22 protein-coding genes are annotated in these 21,814 nt (G+C 69.5%); 9 read left to right on the top strand and 13 right to left on the bottom strand.

Annotated features, from left to right (window positions below):
* Positions 1-66 precede the first annotated feature (66 nt).
* The 11 genes from ABZ857_RS29580 to ABZ857_RS29530 form a co-directional block, all read right to left on the bottom strand.
* The gene (locus tag ABZ857_RS29580; RefSeq protein WP_357048990.1) at positions 67-846 is read right to left on the bottom strand and encodes an SDR family NAD(P)-dependent oxidoreductase; all 780 of its coding nucleotides are present in this window, start codon (positions 844-846) and stop codon (positions 67-69) included.
* A complete protein-coding gene (locus ABZ857_RS29575) occupies positions 843-1,604 on the bottom strand; it encodes an SDR family NAD(P)-dependent oxidoreductase (RefSeq protein ID WP_357048987.1) in 762 nt (253 codons plus the stop codon). Before ABZ857_RS29575 ends, ABZ857_RS29580 begins: the two co-directional genes overlap by 4 nt.
* Positions 1,601-2,554 (bottom strand): fumarylacetoacetate hydrolase family protein, encoded by a 954-nt coding sequence (locus ABZ857_RS29570; protein ID WP_357048984.1) that lies wholly within the window; start codon positions 2,552-2,554, stop codon positions 1,601-1,603. The genes ABZ857_RS29575 and ABZ857_RS29570 overlap by 4 nt, the downstream gene beginning before the upstream one ends.
* Positions 2,555-2,631: 77 nt before the next feature.
* Complete coding sequence (locus ABZ857_RS29565; RefSeq protein ID WP_357048981.1) at positions 2,632-3,591, bottom strand: cyclase family protein; 960 nt, start codon at positions 3,589-3,591, stop codon at positions 2,632-2,634.
* Between the two features lie 17 nt (positions 3,592-3,608).
* Complete coding sequence (locus tag ABZ857_RS29560; protein ID WP_357048978.1) at positions 3,609-4,631, bottom strand: dihydrodipicolinate synthase family protein; 1,023 nt, start codon at positions 4,629-4,631, stop codon at positions 3,609-3,611.
* 53 nt (positions 4,632-4,684) lie between these two features.
* Positions 4,685-6,151 (bottom strand): NAD-dependent succinate-semialdehyde dehydrogenase, encoded by a 1,467-nt coding sequence (locus tag ABZ857_RS29555; protein ID WP_357048975.1) that lies wholly within the window; start codon positions 6,149-6,151, stop codon positions 4,685-4,687.
* 17 nt (positions 6,152-6,168) lie between these two features.
* On the bottom strand, positions 6,169-7,149 hold the full coding sequence (locus ABZ857_RS29550) for an ornithine cyclodeaminase family protein (RefSeq protein ID WP_357048973.1): 981 nt from the start codon (positions 7,147-7,149) through the stop codon (positions 6,169-6,171).
* Positions 7,146-7,925 carry an ABC transporter ATP-binding protein gene (locus ABZ857_RS29545; protein ID WP_357048970.1) on the bottom strand — a complete coding sequence of 260 codons (780 nt, stop codon included), beginning with the start codon at positions 7,923-7,925 and terminating at the stop codon, positions 7,146-7,148. The genes ABZ857_RS29550 and ABZ857_RS29545 overlap by 4 nt, the downstream gene beginning before the upstream one ends.
* A 28-nt stretch (positions 7,926-7,953) precedes the next feature.
* Positions 7,954-8,775, bottom strand: a complete 822-nt coding sequence (locus ABZ857_RS29540; RefSeq protein ID WP_357048967.1) for an ABC transporter permease — start codon at positions 8,773-8,775, stop codon at positions 7,954-7,956.
* On the bottom strand, positions 8,772-9,596 hold the full coding sequence (locus ABZ857_RS29535; protein ID WP_357048964.1) for an ABC transporter permease subunit: 825 nt from the start codon (positions 9,594-9,596) through the stop codon (positions 8,772-8,774). The genes ABZ857_RS29540 and ABZ857_RS29535 overlap by 4 nt, the downstream gene beginning before the upstream one ends.
* On the bottom strand, positions 9,593-10,561 hold the full coding sequence (locus ABZ857_RS29530; RefSeq protein ID WP_357048961.1) for an MqnA/MqnD/SBP family protein: 969 nt from the start codon (positions 10,559-10,561) through the stop codon (positions 9,593-9,595). Before ABZ857_RS29530 ends, ABZ857_RS29535 begins: the two co-directional genes overlap by 4 nt.
* 167 nt (positions 10,562-10,728) lie before the next feature.
* Here ABZ857_RS29530 and ABZ857_RS29525 point away from each other — a divergent pair, with 167 nt between their 5' ends.
* Positions 10,729-11,451 (top strand): GntR family transcriptional regulator, encoded by a 723-nt coding sequence (locus tag ABZ857_RS29525; RefSeq protein WP_357048959.1) that lies wholly within the window; start codon positions 10,729-10,731, stop codon positions 11,449-11,451.
* Positions 11,452-12,039: 588 nt separating this feature from the next.
* Here ABZ857_RS29525 and ABZ857_RS29520 read toward each other — a convergent pair.
* On the bottom strand, positions 12,040-12,153 hold the full coding sequence (locus ABZ857_RS29520; RefSeq protein WP_357048956.1) for a hypothetical protein: 114 nt from the start codon (positions 12,151-12,153) through the stop codon (positions 12,040-12,042).
* Positions 12,150-12,485: a helix-turn-helix transcriptional regulator gene (locus ABZ857_RS29515; RefSeq protein WP_357048953.1), complete on the bottom strand. Its 336-nt coding sequence runs from the start codon at positions 12,483-12,485 to the stop codon at positions 12,150-12,152. The genes ABZ857_RS29520 and ABZ857_RS29515 overlap by 4 nt, the downstream gene beginning before the upstream one ends.
* A 189-nt stretch (positions 12,486-12,674) precedes the next feature.
* On the opposite strand from ABZ857_RS29515, the gene ABZ857_RS29510 reads away from it, so the two are divergent.
* The 8 genes from ABZ857_RS29510 to ABZ857_RS29475 all read left to right on the top strand — a co-directional run bounded on the left by ABZ857_RS29510 (position 12,675) and on the right by ABZ857_RS29475 (position 21,806).
* Positions 12,675-13,436 carry an SDR family NAD(P)-dependent oxidoreductase gene (locus ABZ857_RS29510; RefSeq protein ID WP_357048949.1) on the top strand — a complete coding sequence of 254 codons (762 nt, stop codon included), beginning with the start codon at positions 12,675-12,677 and terminating at the stop codon, positions 13,434-13,436.
* A 160-nt stretch (positions 13,437-13,596) separates the two neighbouring features.
* Positions 13,597-13,728 carry a hypothetical protein gene (locus ABZ857_RS29505; protein ID WP_357048946.1) on the top strand — a complete coding sequence of 44 codons (132 nt, stop codon included), beginning with the start codon at positions 13,597-13,599 and terminating at the stop codon, positions 13,726-13,728.
* Between the two features lie 390 nt (positions 13,729-14,118).
* Positions 14,119-14,748: an FMN-binding negative transcriptional regulator gene (locus ABZ857_RS29500; RefSeq protein ID WP_357048943.1), complete on the top strand. Its 630-nt coding sequence runs from the start codon at positions 14,119-14,121 to the stop codon at positions 14,746-14,748.
* A gap of 90 nt (positions 14,749-14,838) precedes the next feature.
* Positions 14,839-16,530, top strand: a complete 1,692-nt coding sequence (locus ABZ857_RS29495) for a helix-turn-helix domain-containing protein (RefSeq protein WP_357048940.1) — start codon at positions 14,839-14,841, stop codon at positions 16,528-16,530.
* Positions 16,531-16,563: 33 nt separating this feature from the next.
* Positions 16,564-18,147 carry an amidohydrolase family protein gene (locus ABZ857_RS29490; protein ID WP_357048937.1) on the top strand — a complete coding sequence of 528 codons (1,584 nt, stop codon included), beginning with the start codon at positions 16,564-16,566 and terminating at the stop codon, positions 18,145-18,147.
* Positions 18,148-18,280: 133 nt separating this feature from the next.
* The gene (locus ABZ857_RS29485; protein ID WP_357048934.1) at positions 18,281-18,721 is read left to right on the top strand and encodes a RidA family protein; all 441 of its coding nucleotides are present in this window, start codon (positions 18,281-18,283) and stop codon (positions 18,719-18,721) included.
* 22 nt (positions 18,722-18,743) lie between these two features.
* Positions 18,744-20,339 (top strand): amidohydrolase family protein, encoded by a 1,596-nt coding sequence (locus tag ABZ857_RS29480; protein WP_357048931.1) that lies wholly within the window; start codon positions 18,744-18,746, stop codon positions 20,337-20,339.
* Positions 20,340-20,405: 66 nt separating this feature from the next.
* Positions 20,406-21,806 carry an amidohydrolase family protein gene (locus ABZ857_RS29475; protein WP_357048929.1) on the top strand — a complete coding sequence of 467 codons (1,401 nt, stop codon included), beginning with the start codon at positions 20,406-20,408 and terminating at the stop codon, positions 21,804-21,806.
* Positions 21,807-21,814 lie beyond the last annotated feature (8 nt).

Below are 21,814 nucleotides of genomic sequence, written 5' to 3'. Positions count from 1 at the left end.
GGGGTCCGGCCGCTACCTGGAGCACCACCTTTGGGGGGCCGTTCAGGGTGTTCAAGCTGTTTCGCTTTAGGAGGCGCCGGGGAGGACGGCGGACCAGCCGCCGTCGATGACGAGGTTCGCACCGGTGACGTAGGAGGCATCGTCGCTGACCAGGAACAGGGCACACCGTACTACCTCCTCCGGAGCACCGATCCGGCCGAGGGGGATATGACGGGCGATGGTGCGCATGGGATGGTCGTCGGCCAGGAGGGTGTTCGCGCTGGCGGGCGTTTGGATCATGCCCGGACTGACGCAGTTGACACGGATGCCGTGGGCGGCGCCCTCGGCGGCCAGCTGTCTGGTCATGGCCACGATGCCGCCCTTGCCGGTGGTGTGGGCGACGCGGTGGTTGGTGATCGAGCCGGTGATGCCTGCGGTGGAACCGACGAGCAGGACGCTGCCACCACCGCGGGCGATCAGGTGCGACCAGGCATGCTTGGTGGCCAGGAACACCGTGTCCAGCTCGTTGCGCAGAGTGAACGACCAGTCCTTGTAGCTGGTCTCGGTCAGGGGCGAGAAGCGGGTGGCGGCGGCGTTGTTGTAGAGGATGTCGATGCCGCCATGCCGGGCGGCGGCCTCGTCGATCCACGCCTTGACCGCCGCCTCGTCGGACAGGTCGAGGGGGTGGGTGCTGTCCATGCGGCCCCCGGCCGCGCGGACCATCTCCACTGTTCCGGCGGCGCCGTCGGCGTCCAGATCAGTGCCTACCACGGTGGCGCCCTCAGCGGCGAAGAGGAGGGCTGCGGCGCGCCCCTGCCCACTCGCGGTGCCGGTGATGAGGGCGATCTTGCCCGTCAGGCGGCTCATATCTCCTCCTTGAAGACTGCGTCACGGATGGATTTGACGCCGCCGTGGGCGGTCATGCCGCCATCGACGGGGATCTCCGCGCCGGAGATGAAGGACGCCTCGTCGCTGAGCAGGAAGGCGACCAGCGGTGCGACCTCGTCCACCGTCCCGGCGCGCCCCAGTGGGGTCTCGGCGACGTTCGCATCCCGGAACGCAGGTGCCGCCGAGGCGGTCATCGGCGTTTCGATGTAGCCCGGATGCACGGTGTTGACCCGGATACCCCGCGGTCCCAGCTCCAGGCAGGCGGTCTTGGCCAGGCCGCGCAGCGCCCATTTGCTGGTGGTGTAGGCGGTGGGGAAGTGGCCGGTCAGCGCCGCCACCGAACCGACGCACACGATCGAGCCGCCCGCCGTCATCAAGGGGGCGAGGGCCTGGATGCCCAGCAGTACGCCCGTGACGTTGACATCCAGGACGCGCGCCAGATCGGCGGGCTCCAGCTCGGTGACCCGGGCGCGCCAGGTGATGGCGGCGTTGGCCACCAGCCCGTCCACCCGGCCGTGCGATGAACGGAGCTCCTCGGCGAGAGCCGTCCAGCCCGACGGGTCGGTGACGTCCAGTCGCCGGTAGTGCACCCCGGACAGGTCCTCGGCCGGCGCCCGGCCCACGTCCACGCCGATGGTGGTCGCGCCCTCGGCGGACAGCAGTCTGGCCTCGGCCGCCCCCTGCCCCCGGCCGGCGCCGGTGACCACGATCACCTTTCCGTTCAGCCGGCCGCTCATACGACTGGCTTTCCCGGACGGGTGCGGGGACGTTCGCGGGCGAACGGAATCGGGGGCGGTTCGGGGAGGCCGGGGGCGACGGTGTTGGATATCGTGCCGATGCCTTCGACGGTGAGGGTGACGACGTCGCCGGGCTTGAGCGGCGGAGGGTCCCGGCGGTCGCACCGTCCCCACAGTTCGGCCAGGCATCCGCCGTTGCCGCAGGTGCCCGAGCCCAGCACATCACCGGGGCGGACCTCGGTGCCGCGCGAGGCGTAGGCGACCATGTCTTCGAATGTCCAGCCCATGTTGGACAGCAGATCGGCGCCGACCACCTTTCCGTTGACCTCCGCGGTCAGGGCCAGGCGCAGGAAACCATCGGGGTCGCGGTAGGGCTCCAGTTCGTCGGCGGTGACCAGCCATGGGCCGAGCGTGGTGGCGAAGTCCTTGCCTTTGCAGGGGCCGAGCCCGACCTGCATCTCCCGAGACTGCAGGTCGCGGGCCGACCAGTCGTTGAAGATGGTGTACCCGAAGATGTGGTCGCGGGCCTGCTCGGGGGACAGGTCACCACCTTGGCGCCCGATGACGACGGCGACCTCCAACTCGAAGTCCAACGCGGCGCAGCCCGGCGGTATCGCCACCTCCTCATGCGCACCGATCATGGCGTATGGGTTGGTGAAGTAGAAGGTCGGCGCCTCGTACCAGGCGTCCGGGACGCCCGCCGCACCGCTCACGCTGCGGCGGACGCCCTCGACGTGCTCCTCGAAGGCGACGAAGTCACGCACCGAGCGTGGCTCGATCGGCGGCAGCAGCCGTACCTCGGCCAGCGGCACGGCGGCACCGGTGGCGGGGATGGCGCCGCCGGAGACGAGGTCGAGCAGATCCGTGCCCTCGGGGAACGGATGGAGCCGGTCACCCTCGACGATCCCGCCGCGGCGATGACCCTGGTGTTCAAAGGTGGCCAAACGCATGACGGCTCCTGATCAGACGGGACGGGTGCGGAAACGATCGGCGGAGAGCGGGTTGTCTGCCATGGCCATGGAAGTCCTCACTTGACGGCGATGGGGTTGACGGGGGAGCCGACCGCTCCGGTGACCGGCAGCGGGGCGGCGGTGAGCCAGAACTCGTAGACGCCGTCGGTCGCGCAGTGCTCGGCGAGGGCCTCGAAGTTCCACATTTCGCCGATGAGCAGACCCATGTTGGGGATGACGACCTGATGCAGCGGCTGGAAGGCGTCTTCGAACTCGTTGGGGCGCACCTCGAAGCCCCAGGTGTCGGTGGCGATCGCGGCGATCTCGGTGCGGTGCAGCCAGCCGGCGGTGGTGAACGACAAGCCGGGCGCGGGGCCGCCGGCGTAGTCGCCCCAGCCGTCCCGGCGGGCGCGGGCGAGCTGGCCGGTGCGCACGCAGACGATGTCGCCGGTGCCGAGGGTGACGCCGTGGGCCTCGACGGTGGCCGTCAGGTGCTGCTCGGTGATGGCGAAGCCGTCGGGGAGCTCGCCATCGGTACCGATGACGCGACCGACGTCCAGCAGCACGCCGCGGCCCGCGATGTGCGGCGCCATGTGCTCGATGCCGGTGACCAGGTCGCCTTCGCTGGTGACGACCCGGTCGGCGCGGCGGCCGTTCCAGGCGTTGCCGTGGTCGAAGATGTGGCCGAGGCCGTCCCACTGCGTGGAGCACTGCAACGGCATCGCGATCACATCGTCGGCACCGCCGAATCCATGCGGGAAACCCTGGCCTCCGTGCACCGCGTCCAAACCGGTGTCCGTCATGGTGTGCACCGGGTTGGTACGCCGCCGCCAGCCCTTCTGGGGGCCATTGGTGTCGAAGGACTGCGACAGGGAGAACGAGACGCCCTGCCTGACCAGCGCCGCGCCTTCGCGGCGCTTGGCTTCGTCGATGAAGTTGACCGTGCCGAGCACATCGTCTTCGCCCCAGCGTCCCCAGTTGGAGTACGCGGCGGCGGCCTTCGTGATCTCGCCTTCGGGATCGCTGCGGTCCAGCATCACGTACCCTCTCCTGTTCACTGGGTGGGATTGCGGCCGATGAAGAACTCGCGGAAGGGATCCATACTGGGCTCCAGCCCGGCGTCGATCAGGCCCTTCCGCAGTGCGTGCATCTGGGCGTCGTGAATCCGCTGGGTGGGCAGGCGGAGAGGGCCGCCGTTGTAGCCCTGCAGCCAGCCTTGGAACTTCCATGCCTGCCGGTTGATGAACGCGCCGCCGTGCAGCGTGGCCGCCAGGGCCGACTTGACTTTGCGGGCTGGGTGCAGTTGCCAGTAGACCTCGGCGGCCGCGTCGAACTTGCCGTCACGCAGCAGGTCGAACACGTGAGGGATCATGGGGCCGTAGTACTCATGGTCGCTGGTGGCCGAGAACTGAATCGGCATGATCTGTGAAAGGGGGATGAGCTCGCCCTCGATGGGCATCGAGATGACGACCTCCTCGCCGAAGTGCCGCTGGCATTCGATGACGCTCTGAATGCTGGGGAAGCCGCCTTCGGCCTTGATCGCGGCGATGTTGGGGCAGTCGTCGATCAGTCTGCGCAGCAGTCGCACTGGCATGTCGGAGGGGTGGATGCGCGGGCTGAAGCCCCACAGGTACATGGGGAAGAGCATCACGGCCAGGTCGGTCGCGTCGCAGACCGCCTTGGTGTAGTCGTAAATCTCCTCTTCGGTCTCCGGATAGAAGTTCGGCGGGTAGGAGAGCAAGACGAGTTCGGCTCCGGCCTCCTCGGCGCCGCGTACCGCCTCGAGGTTCTGTTCGAGGTTGCTCCAGCTCCCATGGTGCACCAGCAGCAGGTCGTCGCCCGCCTCGTCCTTGATGATGCGCAGGAAGTCCAGGTACTCGGGAAGCGTGATCGCGACCTCGGAGACCCCGAGCGTGCCGGCGAAACCGTGCTCGATCGCCAGCCGGGTGTCGTGCCGGATCGCCTTCTCGTTGATGTTCTTCAGGTCGCTGCTGAAGGACGGGATCGTGCAGTTGACGACTCCGACCAAGTGCTCACGTGCCCATTCGCGAGCCTCGGATCGGTTGTATCTGGCCATGGAAACACTTCCTTGATCTGGTGGGAGAGAATTCGATGGGGTGCGGGGCGCGGTCAGAGGGCCGCCGCGTTCTCCCAGGCGAGGTACTTGGATTCGAGGAACTCCTCGATGCCGTAGATGGAGCCTTCCCGGCCCAGTCCCGACTGTTTGACTCCGCCGAACGGTGCCACCTCGTTGGAGATCAGGCCGGTGTTGACGCCGACCATCCCCGCCTCCAGCGCGGCGCTGACCCGCCAGATGCGTTCGGCGTCACGTGTGTAGAGGTAGGCGGCCAGGCCGAACTCGGTGTCGTTGGCCATGCGGACGGCTTCGCTCTCGTCGCTGAACCGCAGGAGCGGGATCACCGGGCCGAAGGTCTCTTCCCGGGTGATGGTCATCCCTGCCGTGACGTCTCCCAGTACCGTCGGACTGTAGTAGTTGCCTCCATTCGGATGTCTTGTGCCGCCGAGCAGCACGGTCGCTCCCTTCTGGACGGCGTCCACGACATGGGACTCGGCTTTCTCCACGGCGTCCGCGTCGATGAGGGGGCCTTGCTGGACACCTGCGTCGAAGCCGTCTCCGACGACGAGGCGCCCGACGCGCTCGGCGAGGCGGTGGGCGAACTCGTCGTACACGCCGTCCTGAACATAGGCGCGGTTGGCGCTGATACAGGCCTGCCCGGTGTTGCGGTACTTGGTCGCGACCAGCCCTTCGACGGCGGCGTCGAGGTCGGCGTCGTCGAACACCAGGAACGGCGCGTTTCCCCCGAGTTCCATCGAGGTGTTCTTCACCGTGGCGGCCGACTGCGCGAGCAGCAGCCTGCCGACCTCCGTGGACCCCGTGAACGTCACCTTGCGGACCAGCGGGTTGCCCGTGAGCTCAGGGCCGATCTCACGTGGATCGCCTACGACTACGTTGAACACACCGGCCGGAACGCCCGCCCGCTCGGCCAGTTCGGCGAGGGCGAGCGCCGTGAGCGGCGTCTGCTCCGCGGGCTTGAGCACCATCGTGCATCCCGCGGCCAGCGCGGGACCCGCCTTGCGGGTGATCATCGCGGCCGGGAAGTTCCACGGAGTGATCGCGGCGACGACGCCGACGGGCTCCTTCAGGACGACGATCCGCCGCGTGCGCTCCGGAGCGGCCATGACGTCGCCGCGGATCCGCTTGGCCTCTTCGGCGAACCACTCCAGGAAGGACGCGGCGTAGTGCACCTCGCCCATGGCCTCGGCGAACGGCTTGCCCTCCTCCAGCACGATCAGCGTGGCCAGGTCCTTGGCGTGCTCGTTCATCAGATCGAACCAGCGGCGCAGGACCGCGGCCCGCTCCTTGCCGGACAGCGCCCGCCACCGGGGGAACGCTCGGTTCGCCGCCTCGATCGCCGCAGTGGTCTGCCGGCGGCTCATCTTGGGCAGCGTGGCCATCGCCTCACCGGTGGATGGATCGTCCACGGTCAGCGTTCCGTTCTCGCCCTCTCCGACCCACTGTCCGTCGATGTAGGCGGCGCTCTTCAACAGGGACGCGTCGGTGAGCTGTCTGCGCATGGTCTGCTCCTGAGAGATCACTTGGCGACCGGGTTGATGCCGACCGGCAGCACGGTGCCGATCGACAGCTCGACGGCGCGACGGACGCACATCGCGGCGACCGCCAGGTCCTGGACCGCGCCGCCGACGGACTTGTAGACCACGATGTCCTCGGCCGACCTCCGCCCGGGCACCCGTCCCGAGACCACGTCGCCGAGCGAGCGGAGCCTGTCGGCGAAGACGATCCCGGTCTGCTTTGCGGCGATCATGTCGCCGGTGTCGTTGACGACCTCGTCCATCTGGTCGGCGACGATGAGACCCGCCCGCGCGATCACCTCGGTGTCCACCTCCCGCTGTTCAGGCAGGGTCGAGCCGATCGAGACCACGGTCATCCCCGCCTCCAGCCACTCGGCGCGCAGCGTGGGCCGCTCGTCGCTCGAACGCGCCGCGCACACCACGAGATCCGCGCCGGCGACCGCGGCTGGAGCGCTGTCGGCCGCTCTCATCGAAAGGCCGAGATCGGCCAGGTGCTCCAGGAATCTGGTCCGGCTGTTCGGATTGGGGCTGAACACCGTCACCGACGACAGCTCGCGCACCGCCGCGAGCGCGCGGACATGATGCCGGGCTTCGAATCCCGAACCGATCACCCCGACGTTCAGCGGGCCTGCGGGAGCGAGCACGTCGGCCGCCAGCGCCGAGGTCGACGCGGTGCGGAAGCCGGTGATCGCGTTGCCGTCCAGAAGGGCCACCAGTTCGACGGTCTCCTGGTCGAACAACTGGATCAGGTAGGAGGCACGGCGATGGCGCACGGAGGCGGCGATCGTTTTGCCGCCCATCAGGCTGCCGTCGCCCATGACACCGCTCAGGGTACGCAGCCACAGGCCGTCGCTTCGCGCCATGACCCGCGGGGGGAATCCTGCCTCATCCATCGGCGCGGCGTACGCCGCGCGCAGTGCCGCGATCGAGGTCGCCCAGTCGAAAGCGGCCCTGACGTCGGCGTCGGTGAGAAAGAGAGTCACTTGGGGTCCTTGTCATGGGAGGCTGCGCGGATGAGCCGGTAGACCTGGCTGCGGAGCTCGACGAACTCCGGGCGTGCCTTGGTGTCGACCTGGTCGCGGCGTCGGCCGAGATCGACGGGCACAACGGCGGTGACGGTGGTCGGTGCGCCGGAGAGCACCACGACGCGATCGGCAAGGTAGACCGCCTCGTCGATATCGTGAGTGACCAGGAGGAACGTGATGCCCAGCCGGTCACGCAGGTCGAGCACGAGGTCCTCCAAATCGGCCCTGGTCTGCGCGTCGACGGAGGCGAACGGCTCGTCCATCACCAAGATCTGCGGCTCGTAGGCCAGCGCCCGCGCGATGGCGACCCGCTGCTGCATGCCACCGGAGATCTGCCACGGATATAGCCGAGCCGAGGATGCGAGACCGACCGCGGCCAGGGCTTCGCGGGCCCTGCTCTCGCGTTCGGCTGCTCGCAGTCCCTTGCTGCGTAGGGGAAAGGTGACGTTGCCGAGAACCGACATCCACGGAAGCAAAGAGCGGCTGTAGTCCTGGAACACCAGCGCCATTCCGGCCGGGGGTGCATCCACAGGCGTCCCCGACAGTCGGATGTCTCCGGTATCGGGCTTCAGCAGGCCGGAAAGGCAGCGCAGCAGAGTGGTCTTGCCGGCTCCTGACGGACCGACGATGGTGAGAAAATCGCCGGTGCCCACGGTGAACTCGACGTCGGCGAGGATCTGCCTGCGGTCGGGGCCGGTTCCGTAGGACTTGGCGAGGCGGGTGACCGAGAGCAAGGGCGTCGCCGCGGTGGCGGAGGTTGGGCTAGTCAACGGCGGACTCCTTCTTGGTCTGTGAACGCGCCTCTGGACGGTTCTTCCGGCGACTGGCGAGGTGCCAGGACAGGACGCGGCGCTCGATCGCCTGCAACCCCAGATTCAGCAGGTAGCCGAGGACGCCGAGCAGGACCATCCCGGCCCACATGTCGGTGATGTTGAACTGGCGCTGGGCCTGCAGCACGAAGAAACCGATGCCGGATGTGGAGCCGACCAGCTCACTGGCCAGCAGCAGGATGACGGCCACCGAGAGGCTGGCCCGCAGCCCGACGAAGATCTGCGGGCCGGCGGCGGGCAGGACGATGCGCAGCACCTGCTGACGGCGGGTGATGCGATAGGAGCGGGCCACCTCGTTGACGAGCGGGTCGATGGAACGGACGCCGTCGATGGTGTTGAGCAGGATGGGCCACAGCGAGCCGAAAAAGATGACGCCCGCCTTCATCGACCAGCCGATGCCCAGCAACTGGATGGCCAGGGGCAGCAGAGCCACGGCCGGCAGCGCCCTCAGGAACTGCACGGCTGGGTTGACCGTCTCCCTCAGCCAGGGGGTGAGGCCCATGGCCACCCCGAGCCCGATGCCGATGGTCGCGGCGGAGAGGTATCCGACCGCCAGGTTCGTCACGCTGGGCAGGGCGTCTGTGGTGAACCGCTCGAACAACCACAACTCATGGAACCGGGTGAGAATGCGTGACAACGGCGGGTAATACAGCGAACCGCTGGCCCCGGAGAGCATCCACCACAGCACGATCAGCACCAGGGGAACGCTGAACTCCCACGCCAGCGTCCGGAGGATGCGCATTATCCGGGTCATCGCCCGCCTCCTTGCCGCTGGGACGGGTGCCAGCGCAGAGCCCGGCGCTCGACCCGGGCGAACAGAAAGTTGATCACGATGCCGAGCACACCGGCCGCGACGATCCAGGCGTACATGGTGGGGACCGCGCCGCCGAGCTGGGCCATGGTGATCTCCTGACCGATGCCGGGAGCCGGTATGATGATCTCCGCGCTGAGCGACAGCAGGAGACTGACCCCGGCCGCGATGCGCAGTCCGGTCGCCAGGTAGCCGGCGGCGCTGGGAAGGATCAGGAACAGTGCCCGCTGGACCGGACGGATCCGATAAGAACGGCAGGTCTCCTCCGCCACCGGATCGATGTCGCGGACGCCGTAGACGGTTTGCAGCATGATCGGCCAGACGCAGGCGAAGGTGATCAGTAGCGTCTTGCTGGCCAGGCCGGATCCGTACAGCAGCACGGCCAGCGGCACCAACGCCAGCGACGGGATGGTCCGCAGGAAGTCCAGCAGGAAACGGCAGAGCCTATAGATGCTGGTGCTGACCCCCAGGACGAGCCCGACTGGTACGCCGATCGCCGCCGACACCAGCAGACCCAGCGCCCACGAAGTCAGTGTGTCCAGCACCGGAGCGGCGATCCTGCCCTCGGCGATCAGATCGACCAGGGCCTTGCCCAGCACGGTGGGCGCCGGAATCGCCCCGAAGTCCCCGAGCCGGATGCCGATCTCCCACACCGCGAGAACGGCCACGACGAACCCCGCCTTGGCGCCCCAGGCTCCGGTCGGCATGCTCCGGGCACGTGGAGTGGGGACGGCCACCCGCTCACGGGTACCGGTGACCGTCATGCACGCACCAGCCCGTTGAGATCGGGCTCCTTGGTGATGAACTTCTCGGTCACCATGGCTTTCGCGATCTTTTCCACCTGGGCCGTCTCGAGCCGTGGGTCGAAGATCGGCAGCCGTATACCGGCGAGGGCCTTGGCAGGGATCGTGGTGAACGTGCCAGCCACGGCCCTCACCTCGTCGGGATGCTCCGCCGCGTACTGGACCGACTTGGTCATCGCTCTCACGAAGCGCTGCGCGACGTCGGAGTGCTCCTGAAGATAAGGCCCTGCGCCGATCCAGGTCAGCCCCGTCACCTTCGGCAGCGCCTCCGAGTACGGCGCACAGGCCTGGCGCAGGCCTTGGTCGAGGCCCTGCTGAAGGAAGGGGTCGGCCGACAGGACGGCGTCCACCCGTCCCTGCTTCACCGCGGAGTTCATCTCCGGGTACGGCAGTTCGACGAACTGGGCGGAGCCGGGGTCGGCGCCCGCCTGCCGCATCGCCAGCCGGACGGCCAGCTCCGGCATGGACTTGAGCCCGACGACGCCGATGGTCGCCCCGGCCAGGTCCGCCGATTTCTTGATGCGGCTGTCAGCGCGGACCAGGATCGCCGCGCCGTCGTCCTTGGCTTCCTGAGCGTAGACATCGTTGCCGAGGACCATGTTGATCTGCAGCCCCTGTACCCGGGCGTTGATGGCCGGCACGGTCGAGACAAGGGCGTACTGCAACTCGCCCTTGAGCATCGACGGGATGGCCGTCGCCGCCGTCTGGATCGTCTTCGCGGTGACGGCGAGCCCTTCCGACGTGAAGAAACCCTTCTTGATGCCCAGATAGAGCGGCGCCGCGTTCAGGAGGGGGGTGACGCCCACGTTGGTCACCACCCGCCCGTCGGCGGTGGTGCCCCCATCTCGTGCCTGGTTACCGCCGCATGCGGCAACCAGGCCGGTGGCACTCAGACCCGCGGCCAACAGAAAACTCCTGCGGTCCATACATCCTCCTCGGCGATCGGCTAAGCCGATGTCCGGGACATTAAACATTGGATATTCTTTGGGGACAAGAGGTCCCGACGTGCCAAGATCCGTGGTCGGGGGCTAAGTTGTGCACGGGACGACGCGGCTTCAAGTAGGTTCCCTGCCATACCCTGGGAAGAGAGAGCATGACCAGCATTCAGCGGCGCGCCGCCGACCTGGTGTTCGAACGACTCCAGGAGCGTATTGTCTCGGGTGAGCTGGCCCCCGGGGACCGGCTCGACCCTGCCGAGATCGCCGCTGACCTGGGTTTGAGTCGCACGCCGGTACGGGAGGCCATCCTCCGCCTCGACAGCGAGGGCCTGGTGAACCGGCTTCCCTACCGCGGAGTCGTGGTGGCCGGGATCGACCATCGCGTCGCCGAAGAGGTCGCCGCGCTGCGTATCCACCTGGAAACCCTGGCCGTGCGCCTCGCCGTCCCCCGCCTGCGCGAGGAGGACCTCGTCGAGATGCGCGAGGCGCACGAGCAGCTCAACAGGTCACTCGAAGGAGAGAACCCGCAGCGGGAGTTCAACGAACTGAACCGCCGCTTCCACATGACCCTCTACCGCCGAGCCGACAGCGCGGTGCTGCTGCGCACCATCGAGAACCTGGCCAGTCAGGCCGAACGCATCCGCATGCACTTCGACCTGCGACAGAGCCCGGCAGGGCGCCACCACGAAGAGATCCTGGCGGCCTGCGAGAACCGCGACATCGAGGTGGCTGCCGCCACCACGCGCGACCACATCCTGGCGGCTCACCGCCTGATGATGCCCGACGACTACCGCATCGAGGCCGGCTCCATGCTCGCGGCCGTCCTGGCCACCGCGGCACTCGAAAATCAGTCCGCTCCAGCTGATGAGAGCACCTAACGCGATGAGGTGAGGCGTCGCCGGCAGATGAGTGCGCGAGCCAAGCCGAGGAAGGCTTCGTGGATGCCGGCATGGATCTCCCACCGGACTCACCCTGCACCCGGTTGAGGGGCCAGCCCGACGCCTTGGCCGGTGCGGGCGTCACGTGGATCTTCACGGAGAAGATCTCCACCCGCGCCACGAGGCGGCCCGAACTCGAGTGCGGTCGCCTTGGCCCACGAGCTGCGGGCCACAGGTGGTTCACGCGGCTGGGCCGTGGTCTGGAGTCGGCGGTGCTGGCCGAGCAGCCTGGTGGCCGACGGCTGTGACAGGGACTCGCTGGCCGACGCGGCACATACCGTATGCACGCCCGGTCACCGTACTCGGCATCGACGACATCGATCCGTCCAGCGCGCTCGTGGGGGCTTCACCACTCGTCCCGGCGAGGTCTGGTTGATCCGGCCGGACGCGCACATCGCCGCGGTCCTGCCCGACGCCAACTTGGCGCGGGTGGCGGACGCCCTACATCGCGCGCTGGCGATGATGTCACCACCCTCCTGAACGCGGATGGCCGGTTACGCGCAGGTCTGCGTGTTGCGCGTCCGGTTCTCAGGATCCGGAGGTGCGGTCAGCGAACCAGTCGGCGACGAGCGCGTCCCGCTCGGCGGCGTTCTCGGCGTGCCGGAGGAAGGACGAGCAGACACCCGCATAGCCGAGCGTCAAAGTTTCCCGGTCGACCTGGACGGGGCGGTCGCGCAGCGGGCGGACGAGGTCGTCGGCGGCGTCCTGGAGGGCGAACAGGTCGCAGCCGTGATCTCGTCGAGCTGCAGGACCCGCGCGAGTGATTCGAGGACCTGCGGTGAGGGGTTCTTGTCACGGCCCCGTTCCAGGCGTAGGGCGGGACTGATTCCGGCGAGCAGGGCGACTTCCTCACGGCGCAGGCCGGGCACGCGACGGTTGCCGCCGGGCGGGAGTCCTGCCTGCGCCGGGGAGACCAGCTCACGCCGGGCACGAAGGTAGCTGCCGAGCTGGTTACCGGCTTCCTCGTCCTTCACACCGACACCGTAATGCGGTGCGCGTGTTTCAGAGGGGGCCCTGCCAGGACCAGGGAAGACGGGAGCCCTGCCACACCCGGCGGATGCCGTCAAGACTTGCGGCATCACTGTTTGAAAGAGACAGAGAACACCACTGTCTGTGCCGCGAGCCTGAACGCCGTCGGCGCCCTGGACTGAAGGGAAGATCTCGTGGATCTCTCCAACCGCACCGTTCTCATCGTCGGCGGGACCTCGGGTATCGGGCGGGAGCTGGCCCGGCGGTTCGCTGCGGCGGGCAGCACCGTGGCCGTTGGCGGCCGCAGTCCGAAGGCTCTCGCGGAACTCGCCGGGGAAGGTTTCGGCACGTTCGGCATCGACGTCACCGACAGTTCCTCCGTCACATCTGTCCGTGACGCCGTGCTCGCCCGGTACCCCGAGCTGGACACCGTGGTGACGATGTCAGGCGTCATGCTCCTGGAGGACCTGCGCGACCCCGCGCACTTCGAAGCGGCAGAGATGACGATCGACACCAATTTGCTCGGCACCATCCGGGTCATCGACGCCTTCACCCCGCACCTGGTCCGGCGGGGCGCCGGCACCTTCATCACCGTCACCTCCGGCATCGCCTTCCTGCCGTTCCCGCCCATGCCCAGCTACGCCGCGTCGAAGGCCGCGGTGCACGCTTACTCCGAGGCACTGCGCGCGCAGCTCGACGGCACCGGTGTCGGCGTCGTCGAGCTCGTCCCCCCGGCCGTCGCCACAGCAGGCCAGGAAAAGGTGAACCCGCACGCGCTGCCGCTCGACGACTTCGCCACCGAGGTCATGCAACTGCTTTCAAAGGACCCCACCCCCCACGAAATCCTCGTGAAGGGCGTCCTCGTGCACCGCTGGGCCGAGCGCGACGGCACTTACGACGACCTCGTCGCACAGCGCTCCCAGGCCCTGGCCATGCTCCCCAGCCGCGAAGGCTGACACCCTTCCACCGATCGGCGGCCTCCTCGCTCATCGCTGGCGGGCGGCCAACGAGCAGCCACCCGAACGGCCCCGCCTGCGCCGCCCACCCTGCCGGGCGGGGGACAGACCCGTTCCCACCAGCGCGGCGGCGTCCTCGACCGTGCCCAAGGCCTCATCCTTGCGCAGCCAGTCCGGGAACGGCTTCCCGGTGCGCTACCGCCACGACGACGACCCGGACGTCGTCCTGCTCACCGAGACGCTGGTGCCCGAACTCGTCGCCGCGACGCTCTGGGGGCGCGCGGTCGCCTGACGGTCCCCGCCGCCGCCGTAGGCCGGGGCGGTTTGACGACGTCCTCGGTGATCTCCGACTCGTTCCTCGCCCTGGTAGAGGTAGACCGAGCCGGGGAGCGCGAGGTTGAGCAGCAGGGCGGCGCGCGCGACGGGTTCCGAGAGCCAGGTCGGCCTCGTTCAGCACGCTCATCCTCGCGGCCTTGGTAGTGATCGTCAGCGTCCTCGGCAACGCAGTGATCACGCCAAGGCCGTCTCGCTGTCGCGTGGACGGCTGAATCTCCCTCGAACTCGGCGAACCGGCAACGAGCGAGGTTAAAGATCAAGCTTTGTCGGGATCTACAAAGTTCCCTGCGGGGGCTTGACGGCTTCCACGCTGACAGAGATGTGTAACAGGTGTTTCATCATTGGCATGCTGGAACAGGAGATATACGCGCTCGACGACCCCGAGACACTGCGGGGGCTGATCCGCGACCACGGCTGGGCGACGCTCGTGACCGTCTCGGCGGAGGGCGAGCCCATCGTCACGCATCTGCCGGTGATCCCCGATCCGGAGACGCCTGGACCCGCCGTCGTCGGGCATCTCGCCCGTACGGACCCGGCCGCGCACGGGCTGGGGGAGCGGCCGGTCGCGCTGGTGGTCCAGGGACCGCACGGATATGTCTCGCCCACGTTCTACCAGGCGGGGCCGTTCGTCCCGACCTGGAACCACGTCACCGTTCACCTGCATGGAACGCCGCGCCTGCTCGGTCCTGAGGAGACGTACGAGGTGCTCTCGGCCACGGTCGACCACTTCGAGTCCGCGCGACCCGAACCGTTCCGGATGGACGACGTGGCGGGGTATGCCCGGAGGATCGCCCCCGGGACCATGGGTTTCCGCCTGGTGCCGTCGAGGGTCGTGGGCAAGGCCAAGCTGAGCCAGGACAAGCCGGCGGAGATCGTCGAACGGGTGATCCGCGCCCTGGACACCGACGACGTCCACTACAACCCGGCGCTCGCCGACGCGATGCGCGCTCTGACGACCGGTGTCGCGGGCGGCTGACCGTGTGCATGGCGCCCGCGAGGACGGCACAGGGTGTCGTGCGCGGTGTCGTAGGGTGATTTACTCCCGCGCGTTGAGGAAGGGGCGCTTATGTCCCAAACCGACCTGATTCCCGACGGCACCATGGCGCGCCCGTACCGGCCCTCGCTCGGTCAGGTGCTGGAGACGCTCGGCTCGCACGTGCTCTCCGCCGTCCACGCCCCCGACGTTTGCCTGCCGATCGCCGAGCCCGTCGTGCACGACCCGGACGACCAGCTCGACGACCGCCCCGGGGGCGTGCTGCTCGCCGTCGGCGCGCGGCCGTCGGCTCCGGAGACCCGCGATCTCGTACGGCTGGCGGGGGCCCATGACTACCATGCGGTCGTCATCAAGGATCGGGGCGGTGAGCTCGGCGAGCTCATCGACACCGCCCGTGAGGCGAGGGTGGCGCTTCTCGTGGCGTCGGCGCGGATCCCGTGGCGCCAGCTTGACGCGCTGCTGACCGCGGCGATCTCGGGGCCGGGAGCGGCCACCGCCACCTTCTCCTCCATCGGCATCGGGGACCTGTTCGCCCTGGCCAACGCGATCGCCACCACGATCGGCGGGGCGACCTGCATCGAGGACGCCGAGGGCAACGTGCTCGCGTACTCCAACGTGCCGGGGCAGGAGATCGACGAGATACGCAAGCAGGGCATCCTGGGACGCAAGACACCGCAGCGGCCGACCAACCGGCTCGAGTACAGCCGGGTGTTCCGCGCGGACGGGCCGGTACGCTTCCCCAGCCTCGGGCCGGGGCACATGCGGCGGCTGGCCACGGCGGTGCGCGCCGGAGCCCAGCTCCTGGGCTTCATCTGGGTGCTGGACGGCGCGCCGCCCGTCGTCCCGGGGGCTATGCGGCTGCTCGGTGACGCGGGGCGGATCGCGGCGGCGCACATGCTGCGCTCGCGCGACCCCGGTGACCCGTGGCGCTGGCAACGCGCGGAGACGCTGCGCCTCCTGCTCGACGGCGACGTCTCCGAGTCCGTCGCGGCCGCGCGGCTGGGTCTGCCCGCGGACTCGTCCGTGTCGATCATGGCTCTCGCCCCCGCGCGGCCGGTTCCCGAACCGGGAGCCGCCGAGGCCTCCGTCATGACCGTCGTCGACCTGGTCAGCCTCGCGTGTGAGGCGTGGCACCACGAGGCCGTCTGCACCACGAGCCGCAGCGTGCTCTACACTCTGGTGCCCGTGCCGGAGGGCACGCCGCCCGCCCGGCTGGTCCGGTTCGCCACCGACACCGCGGCCTCCGTGCGCAAGGCCACCGGAATGGATCTGCACGTCGGCATCGGCCCTCTCGCGGCGAGGCTGGAGGAGGTGCCCCTGTCCCGCCGCCTCGCCGACCGCGTCGTCCGCGTACTGGCCGAGACGGCAGGCGGCGCCACGCGCGTCGCCACCGACGAGCAGGTGCGCAGCCGGATCGCCCTGCTCGACCTCGTCGACAGAGGCGACACCGCGGCCGAGCGGCTGCTCGAACCGGTGCGGCGGATGCTGGAGTACGACGCCGCGCACTCCAGTGTGCACGCGGTGACGCTGTTGGCCTACCTGGACGCGTTCGGCGAGGCCGCCAGGGCCGCGGCCGAGCTGTCGATCCATGAGAACACGCTGCGCTACCGCATCCGCCGCCTGCAGGAGCTGTTCGGAGTGGATCTCGCCGATCCGACCGAGCGGCTCGTCATCTGGCTCCAGCTCCGACTGCTCCACATGCGTGCCGAGTTCTCGTCGACGCCCACAAGAGTCCCGGGATGGAACGTCCGTTCTCAACGATGAGTGATCGCGAGGACACCGCCTAGCGTCTGCCGTATGTCCTCTCCTTCGGCGTCGTCGACGCCTTCCGTTCCCCCGTCGGTTTCCTCGGCCGCCTCCCCGCCCGCGCCTTCAGGATCCGAGGAGCGTTCCGGCCTGGTGCTGCGCAATGCCAGGGTCGGGCTCCGCGGTCCGCTCCGGCACATCCTGATCACAGCGGGGCGGGTGACCGCGGTGCTCGACGAGCCGCCCGGCCCCGCCGAGATCGGCGATCTGACGGCCGGTCACACGCGGGCCGAGGCGGTCGAGGACGTCGACCTGGAAGGGGCGACCGTCCTGCCCGGGCTGTGGGATGCGCACGTGCACTCCGTGCAGTGGGCGCAGGCCCGCCGCCGGATCGACCTCAGCGGCGCGCGTTCCGCGCGAGAGGCCGCCGAGCTGGTCCTGCCGCACCTGCGGCCGTCCGGGCCGCCCTCGGAAGTGATCACGGGGTACGGCTTCCGCGACGCCCTCTGGCCGGACGTGCCGGATAGGTCGCTGCTTCCCGAGGCCCACCCGGTCGTACTGATCAGCAACGACCTCCACATGGCCTGGTTCAGCGGGGCCGCGCTTGCCCTCATCGGCAGGGCCGACCACCCGACCGGGATCCTTCGCGAAGCGGAATGCTACAACGCGCTGGTCGCTCTGCCGCCGCCCCCTCGCGAGCTGCTGGACAGGTGGGTGGCCGAGTCGACCGTCGCCGCCGCCAGGATCGGGGTGACCGGCATGCTGGACTTCGAGATGGCCGACAACGTCACGGATTGGCTGCGGCGGCTCCGTGAGCAGGAGGTCGCCGTACGCGTCGCCTGCTCCATCCCGCGCAACGCGCTCGACGACGCGATCGCCAGGGGATTGCGCACCGGCGACACGGTGGAGGGCTCGGGGGGATGGCTTGAAGTCGGTCCGGTCAAGATGTTCGTCGACGGCTCGCTCAACACCCGCAGCGCCTACTGCGACGACCCGTACCCCGGCTCCGACGACCGCGGGCGGCTGGAGACGCCGCCGGATGAGCTGGCCGCGATCATGGAGCACGCCGCCCGTCACGGCCTGCACCCCGCGGTGCACGCGATCGGCGACCTCGCCTCCTCCATCGCGCTCGACGCCTTCGAACGCGTCGGCTGCCCTGGGCGCATCGAGCACGCGCAGCTCGTCCGCGCGGCCGACTTCGCCAGGTTCGCGCGGGCGGGCCTGGTCGCCGGAGTGCAGCCCGCGCACGCCCCGGACGACCGCGAGGTCGCCGACACCCACTGGTGCGGCCGGACCTCCAGGGCCTTCGCGTACGCCGACCTGCTCGCAGCGGGCGCGACCCTCGAACTCGGCTCCGACGCGCCCGTCGCACCGCTCGACCCCTGGGACGGTATCGCCTCGGCGGTCATCAGGACGGACGACGAGCGCCCGCCGTGGCATCCCGAGCAGGCCATCTCACTCCAGGACGCTCTCGCCGCCGCGTCCAGGGGACGCTCCGCCGTACGGGAAGGGGAGCAGGCCGACCTGATGATCGTGGAGCGCGACCCGTCGCTCCTCACGCCCGAGGAGCTGCGCCACCCGACCGTGCTCGGCACGCTGGTGGGCGGCCGGTGGACCCACCGGACAGCAGGCTGATCACTGGGCTGAGACGCCAGGCCCGCGGAACATTTACAAAGAGTCCAAACTGTTGACTAAGAGTCCAAGGCTTGGATAGCCTCGGGCTTCACGGCTCGCGAGGCGAGCCTCGTGAGGCGCCCAGGAGGTCGGCATGGAAACCGGATTTCTCGCACTACCTGAGCCGCTGGCGCCCTTCGCGCGCTACGTGCCGTGTCGGTGGAGCGGTGACGAGCTGCACGTTTCAGGGCAGGTCGCGGCGCGCGAGGGGGAGTTCCTGCTGTGTGGCCGCGTCGGCGCGGAACTCACGCTGGAGCAGGGCCGGGCGGCTGCGCGGCAGTGCGCGCTCAACGTCCTCGCCGCGTTGCAGCGCGAGCTGAACGATCTGTCCAGGATCCGCGCGCTCGTCAAGGTGACGGTGTTCGTCGCGACCGGGCCGGACTTCCTGGAACACCACCTGGTGGCCGACGGCGCCTCCGAGGCGTTCATCGAGGCGCTCGGTGACGTCGGCGAGCACGCGCGGTCCGCGGTGGGCGTCGCGCGGCTGCCGATGGACTCCCCGGTGGAGATCGAGGCCATCGCTCTGGTCGGCTGACCGCCCGGCGCCGTTAGGAGGAATGATGGGCACCATCCCCAAGCATCTGACCATCATCAACGGCCGCCTGTTCCTGCCCGGCGCGTCGACGGGACCCCGGCCCGAAGACGCGCCCACCGCCCTGATGATCGAGGACGGCAGGATCTCCGCCATCGGCTCCGACGCCGAGGCGCTGCGCCTGCGCGATCCCCGCACCGAGGTCATCGACGCCGCGGGCGGGTCGGTCCTCCCGGGGTTCGACGACGCCCACATCCACGTGATCCCCGGCGGCCAGTGGGACGGCCTGCTCGCCCTGAGAGGTGCCGCCACGATCCCGGAGTTGCAGGCGCGCATCGCGGAGTACGCCGCAGCGCACCCGGAGCTGCCGTGGATCTGGGGCGGAGGGTGGCACTACGCCGCCTGGGGGGACGCCAGACCCGCCAAGGAACTGCTCGACGCGGTCCTTCCTGATCGCCCAGCCATGATGACCTGCATGGACGGCCACAGCTACTGGGTGAACTCCGCCGCGCTGCGAGCCGCGGGCATCGACCGCCACACCCCGGATCCCGTGAACGGCACGATCGTGCGCGATCCGGCGACCGGTGAGCCCACCGGCTGGTTGAAGGAGAAGGCGGGCCGGCTCGTCTACCGGGTGATGCCCGAGCCGACCCACCAGGACCTGAAGCGCGCCCTGCGCCGGGCCGTACAGGCGCTGAACGCGTCCGGGTTCACCGCCGTCCAGGATGCCCGGACCGATCCTGCCGAGGTGCCGGTATGGCGGGAGGTGCTGGCCGAGGGCGGACTGACGCTGCGTTCGAGGATTGCCCTGCCCATGGCGCCCGAGCAGTCGCTCGCGGACTGGCGGACGACATTGGACGAGCACGAGGAACTGGTGGCGCCGCTCCGCGGCGGTGACTGGCTGACGGGCGGGATCGTCAAAGGCTTCGTCGACGGAGTGATCGAGAGCCGGACGGCCGCGATGCTGGCGCCGTACGAAGGCGAGGAGAGCAGGGGCGTGCCCGCCTTCGAGCCGGAACAGCTCACCGCGTTCACCGTGGAGGCGCACCGGCGCGGATGGCAGGTCCAACTGCACGCCGTTGGCGACCGCGCCGTCCGAATGGCCCTGGACGCCTTCGAGGCGGCGGGGCGGCGCCGGCATCGCGTCGAGCACGTGGAGGTCATCCATCCGGACGACGTCAAGCGCTTCGCGGCACTGGACGTCGTGGCGAGCATGCAACCCGCGCACGCCTTCTCCGCTCCTGACCGGGCGCACGACTGGCACGGCGTGATCGGGCCGGAGCGCGCCGCGGCGAACTGGCCGATGTCCGCGATCCACACCTCGGGAGGGGTCATCGCCCTCGGGTCCGACTGGCCCGTGGTGGACTTCGACCCGTTCATGACACTGCACGCGGCCTTGTCCGCGGACCACGCGCTCACCCTGCCGCAGGCGCTCACCGCGTACGGGCGCGGGTCGGCCTACGCGGCGCACGCCGAACACCGGCGGGGCGGCATCGCTGTGGGAATGGACGCCGACCTCGTCGTGCTCGACCGAGACCTGCTCGACGCCGGGGACGTCCGGGGGACCGGAGTCATGGCGACGATCGTCGACGGCGTCGTGGTCCATCGCGCCGCCCGTTGAGGAGTGGATCCGAACGCAGGCGTCTCTCGTCGAGGCGTTCTGCCACATCAGTCTTGTGGAGTTGGCATGGAGTACGACATTCTGCTGCGCGGCGGTCGGGTGATCGACCCGGCCGCGGACATCGACCAGGTCGCCGACGTGGCGATCGCCGGGGGAAAGGTGGAGGCGGTCGGCCCCGATCTGGCCGGGCACGCCGCCACGGTCATCGACGTCACCGGCCGATACGTCATCCCCGGTCTGGTGGATCTGCACGTTCACATCCCCGACCATGCCGGCGGCGGTGCCGGGCACGCCATGCTGGCCCGCGCGGGCGTGACGACCGCCCTCGACCTGTCGGGCCCGGTCACGGGCGTCCTCACCGCCGCCGCGAAGTCGGGTGTCGGGCTGCACATCGCGGCGGTCGAGGCGTTCCGTCCGGGACAGCAGCTGCCCGCGCGACCGACCAGGGCCGAGATCCGGCGGGCCGTCGAGCGGGTGCTCGCCGCGGGCGGCATCGGGGTGAAGCTGCACGTCGACAAGGGCTGGGAACCCGAACCGACCGGGATGATCATCGACGAGTGCAACCGCGCGGGTGTGTGGATCGCCAGCCACTGCGGCACCACCGCGACCGGGAGCGACATCATCGGCCTGCGCGAGACCCTGGAGCTCGCCGGGGGCAACCGGCTGCACGTCGCCCACGTCAACAGCTACTGCCGGGGCGACGTCGAGGACGCCGGGGCCGAGGCGTACACCGCTGTCGAGCTGCTCCGCAAGTCGTCGCACGTCTTCGCCGAGTCGTACCTGGCGGAGATCAACGGGTCCAACGGCACCTGTGTCGACGGCCTGCCCAAGAACAGGCGGGTCCGCTCCTGGCTGGAGGGAGCCGGCTATCCCGGCACCGAGGACGGCCTGCGCCGCGCGATCCGCGAGGGCTGGGCCCACGTCACCCGGATGGAGCCGGACAACGTGCTCCTGCTCTCCGGAGACGAGGGCGTCGCCCTCTGGGAGGAGGCGGAGACGCGGATGCCCATCTGCCTGCCCGTCAACCCGGCGATCTCCCGGCTGGTGCTCGGCTCGTCCAGGAAGGCCGACGGAAACTTCGACGTCCACGCGCTGGCCACCGACGGCGGCGCCTATCCCCGCAACGTCACAGTGTCCGCAGGCCTGTCGATGGTCGAGTGGGGCCTGCTCACCCTGCGGGAGTTCGTCACCAAGGCGTCCTGGACGCCGGCGCGGATCCTCGGGCTGCCCGGCAAGGGACGCCTCGTGGACGCCGACATCGCGGTGATCGACCCGGTGAGCCGTACGGTCACGAGTACGGTCAGCGCCGGGTGCCTCATCTGGCACCAGGGCGCCATCCTCGGCCGCGGCACCCGCTTCCTCTGCACCGAACGCGGCGCAGCCGCCGCGCGTGAGGCGTGCGGCGCCCATGAGCTCCTCGAACCGGCGGGCAGCGGCCTCTACACCGGCGACGGGCTCGCCGCCTGAGCCTGCCG

The sequence above is a fragment of the Microbispora sp. NPDC046933 genome (genome assembly GCF_040644635.1).
In the GTDB taxonomy this organism is placed as follows: domain Bacteria; phylum Actinomycetota; class Actinomycetes; order Streptosporangiales; family Streptosporangiaceae; genus Microbispora.
The sequence above is the reverse complement of the archived record's forward strand: the minus strand, read 5'-3'. Positions and strand labels throughout refer to the sequence as shown.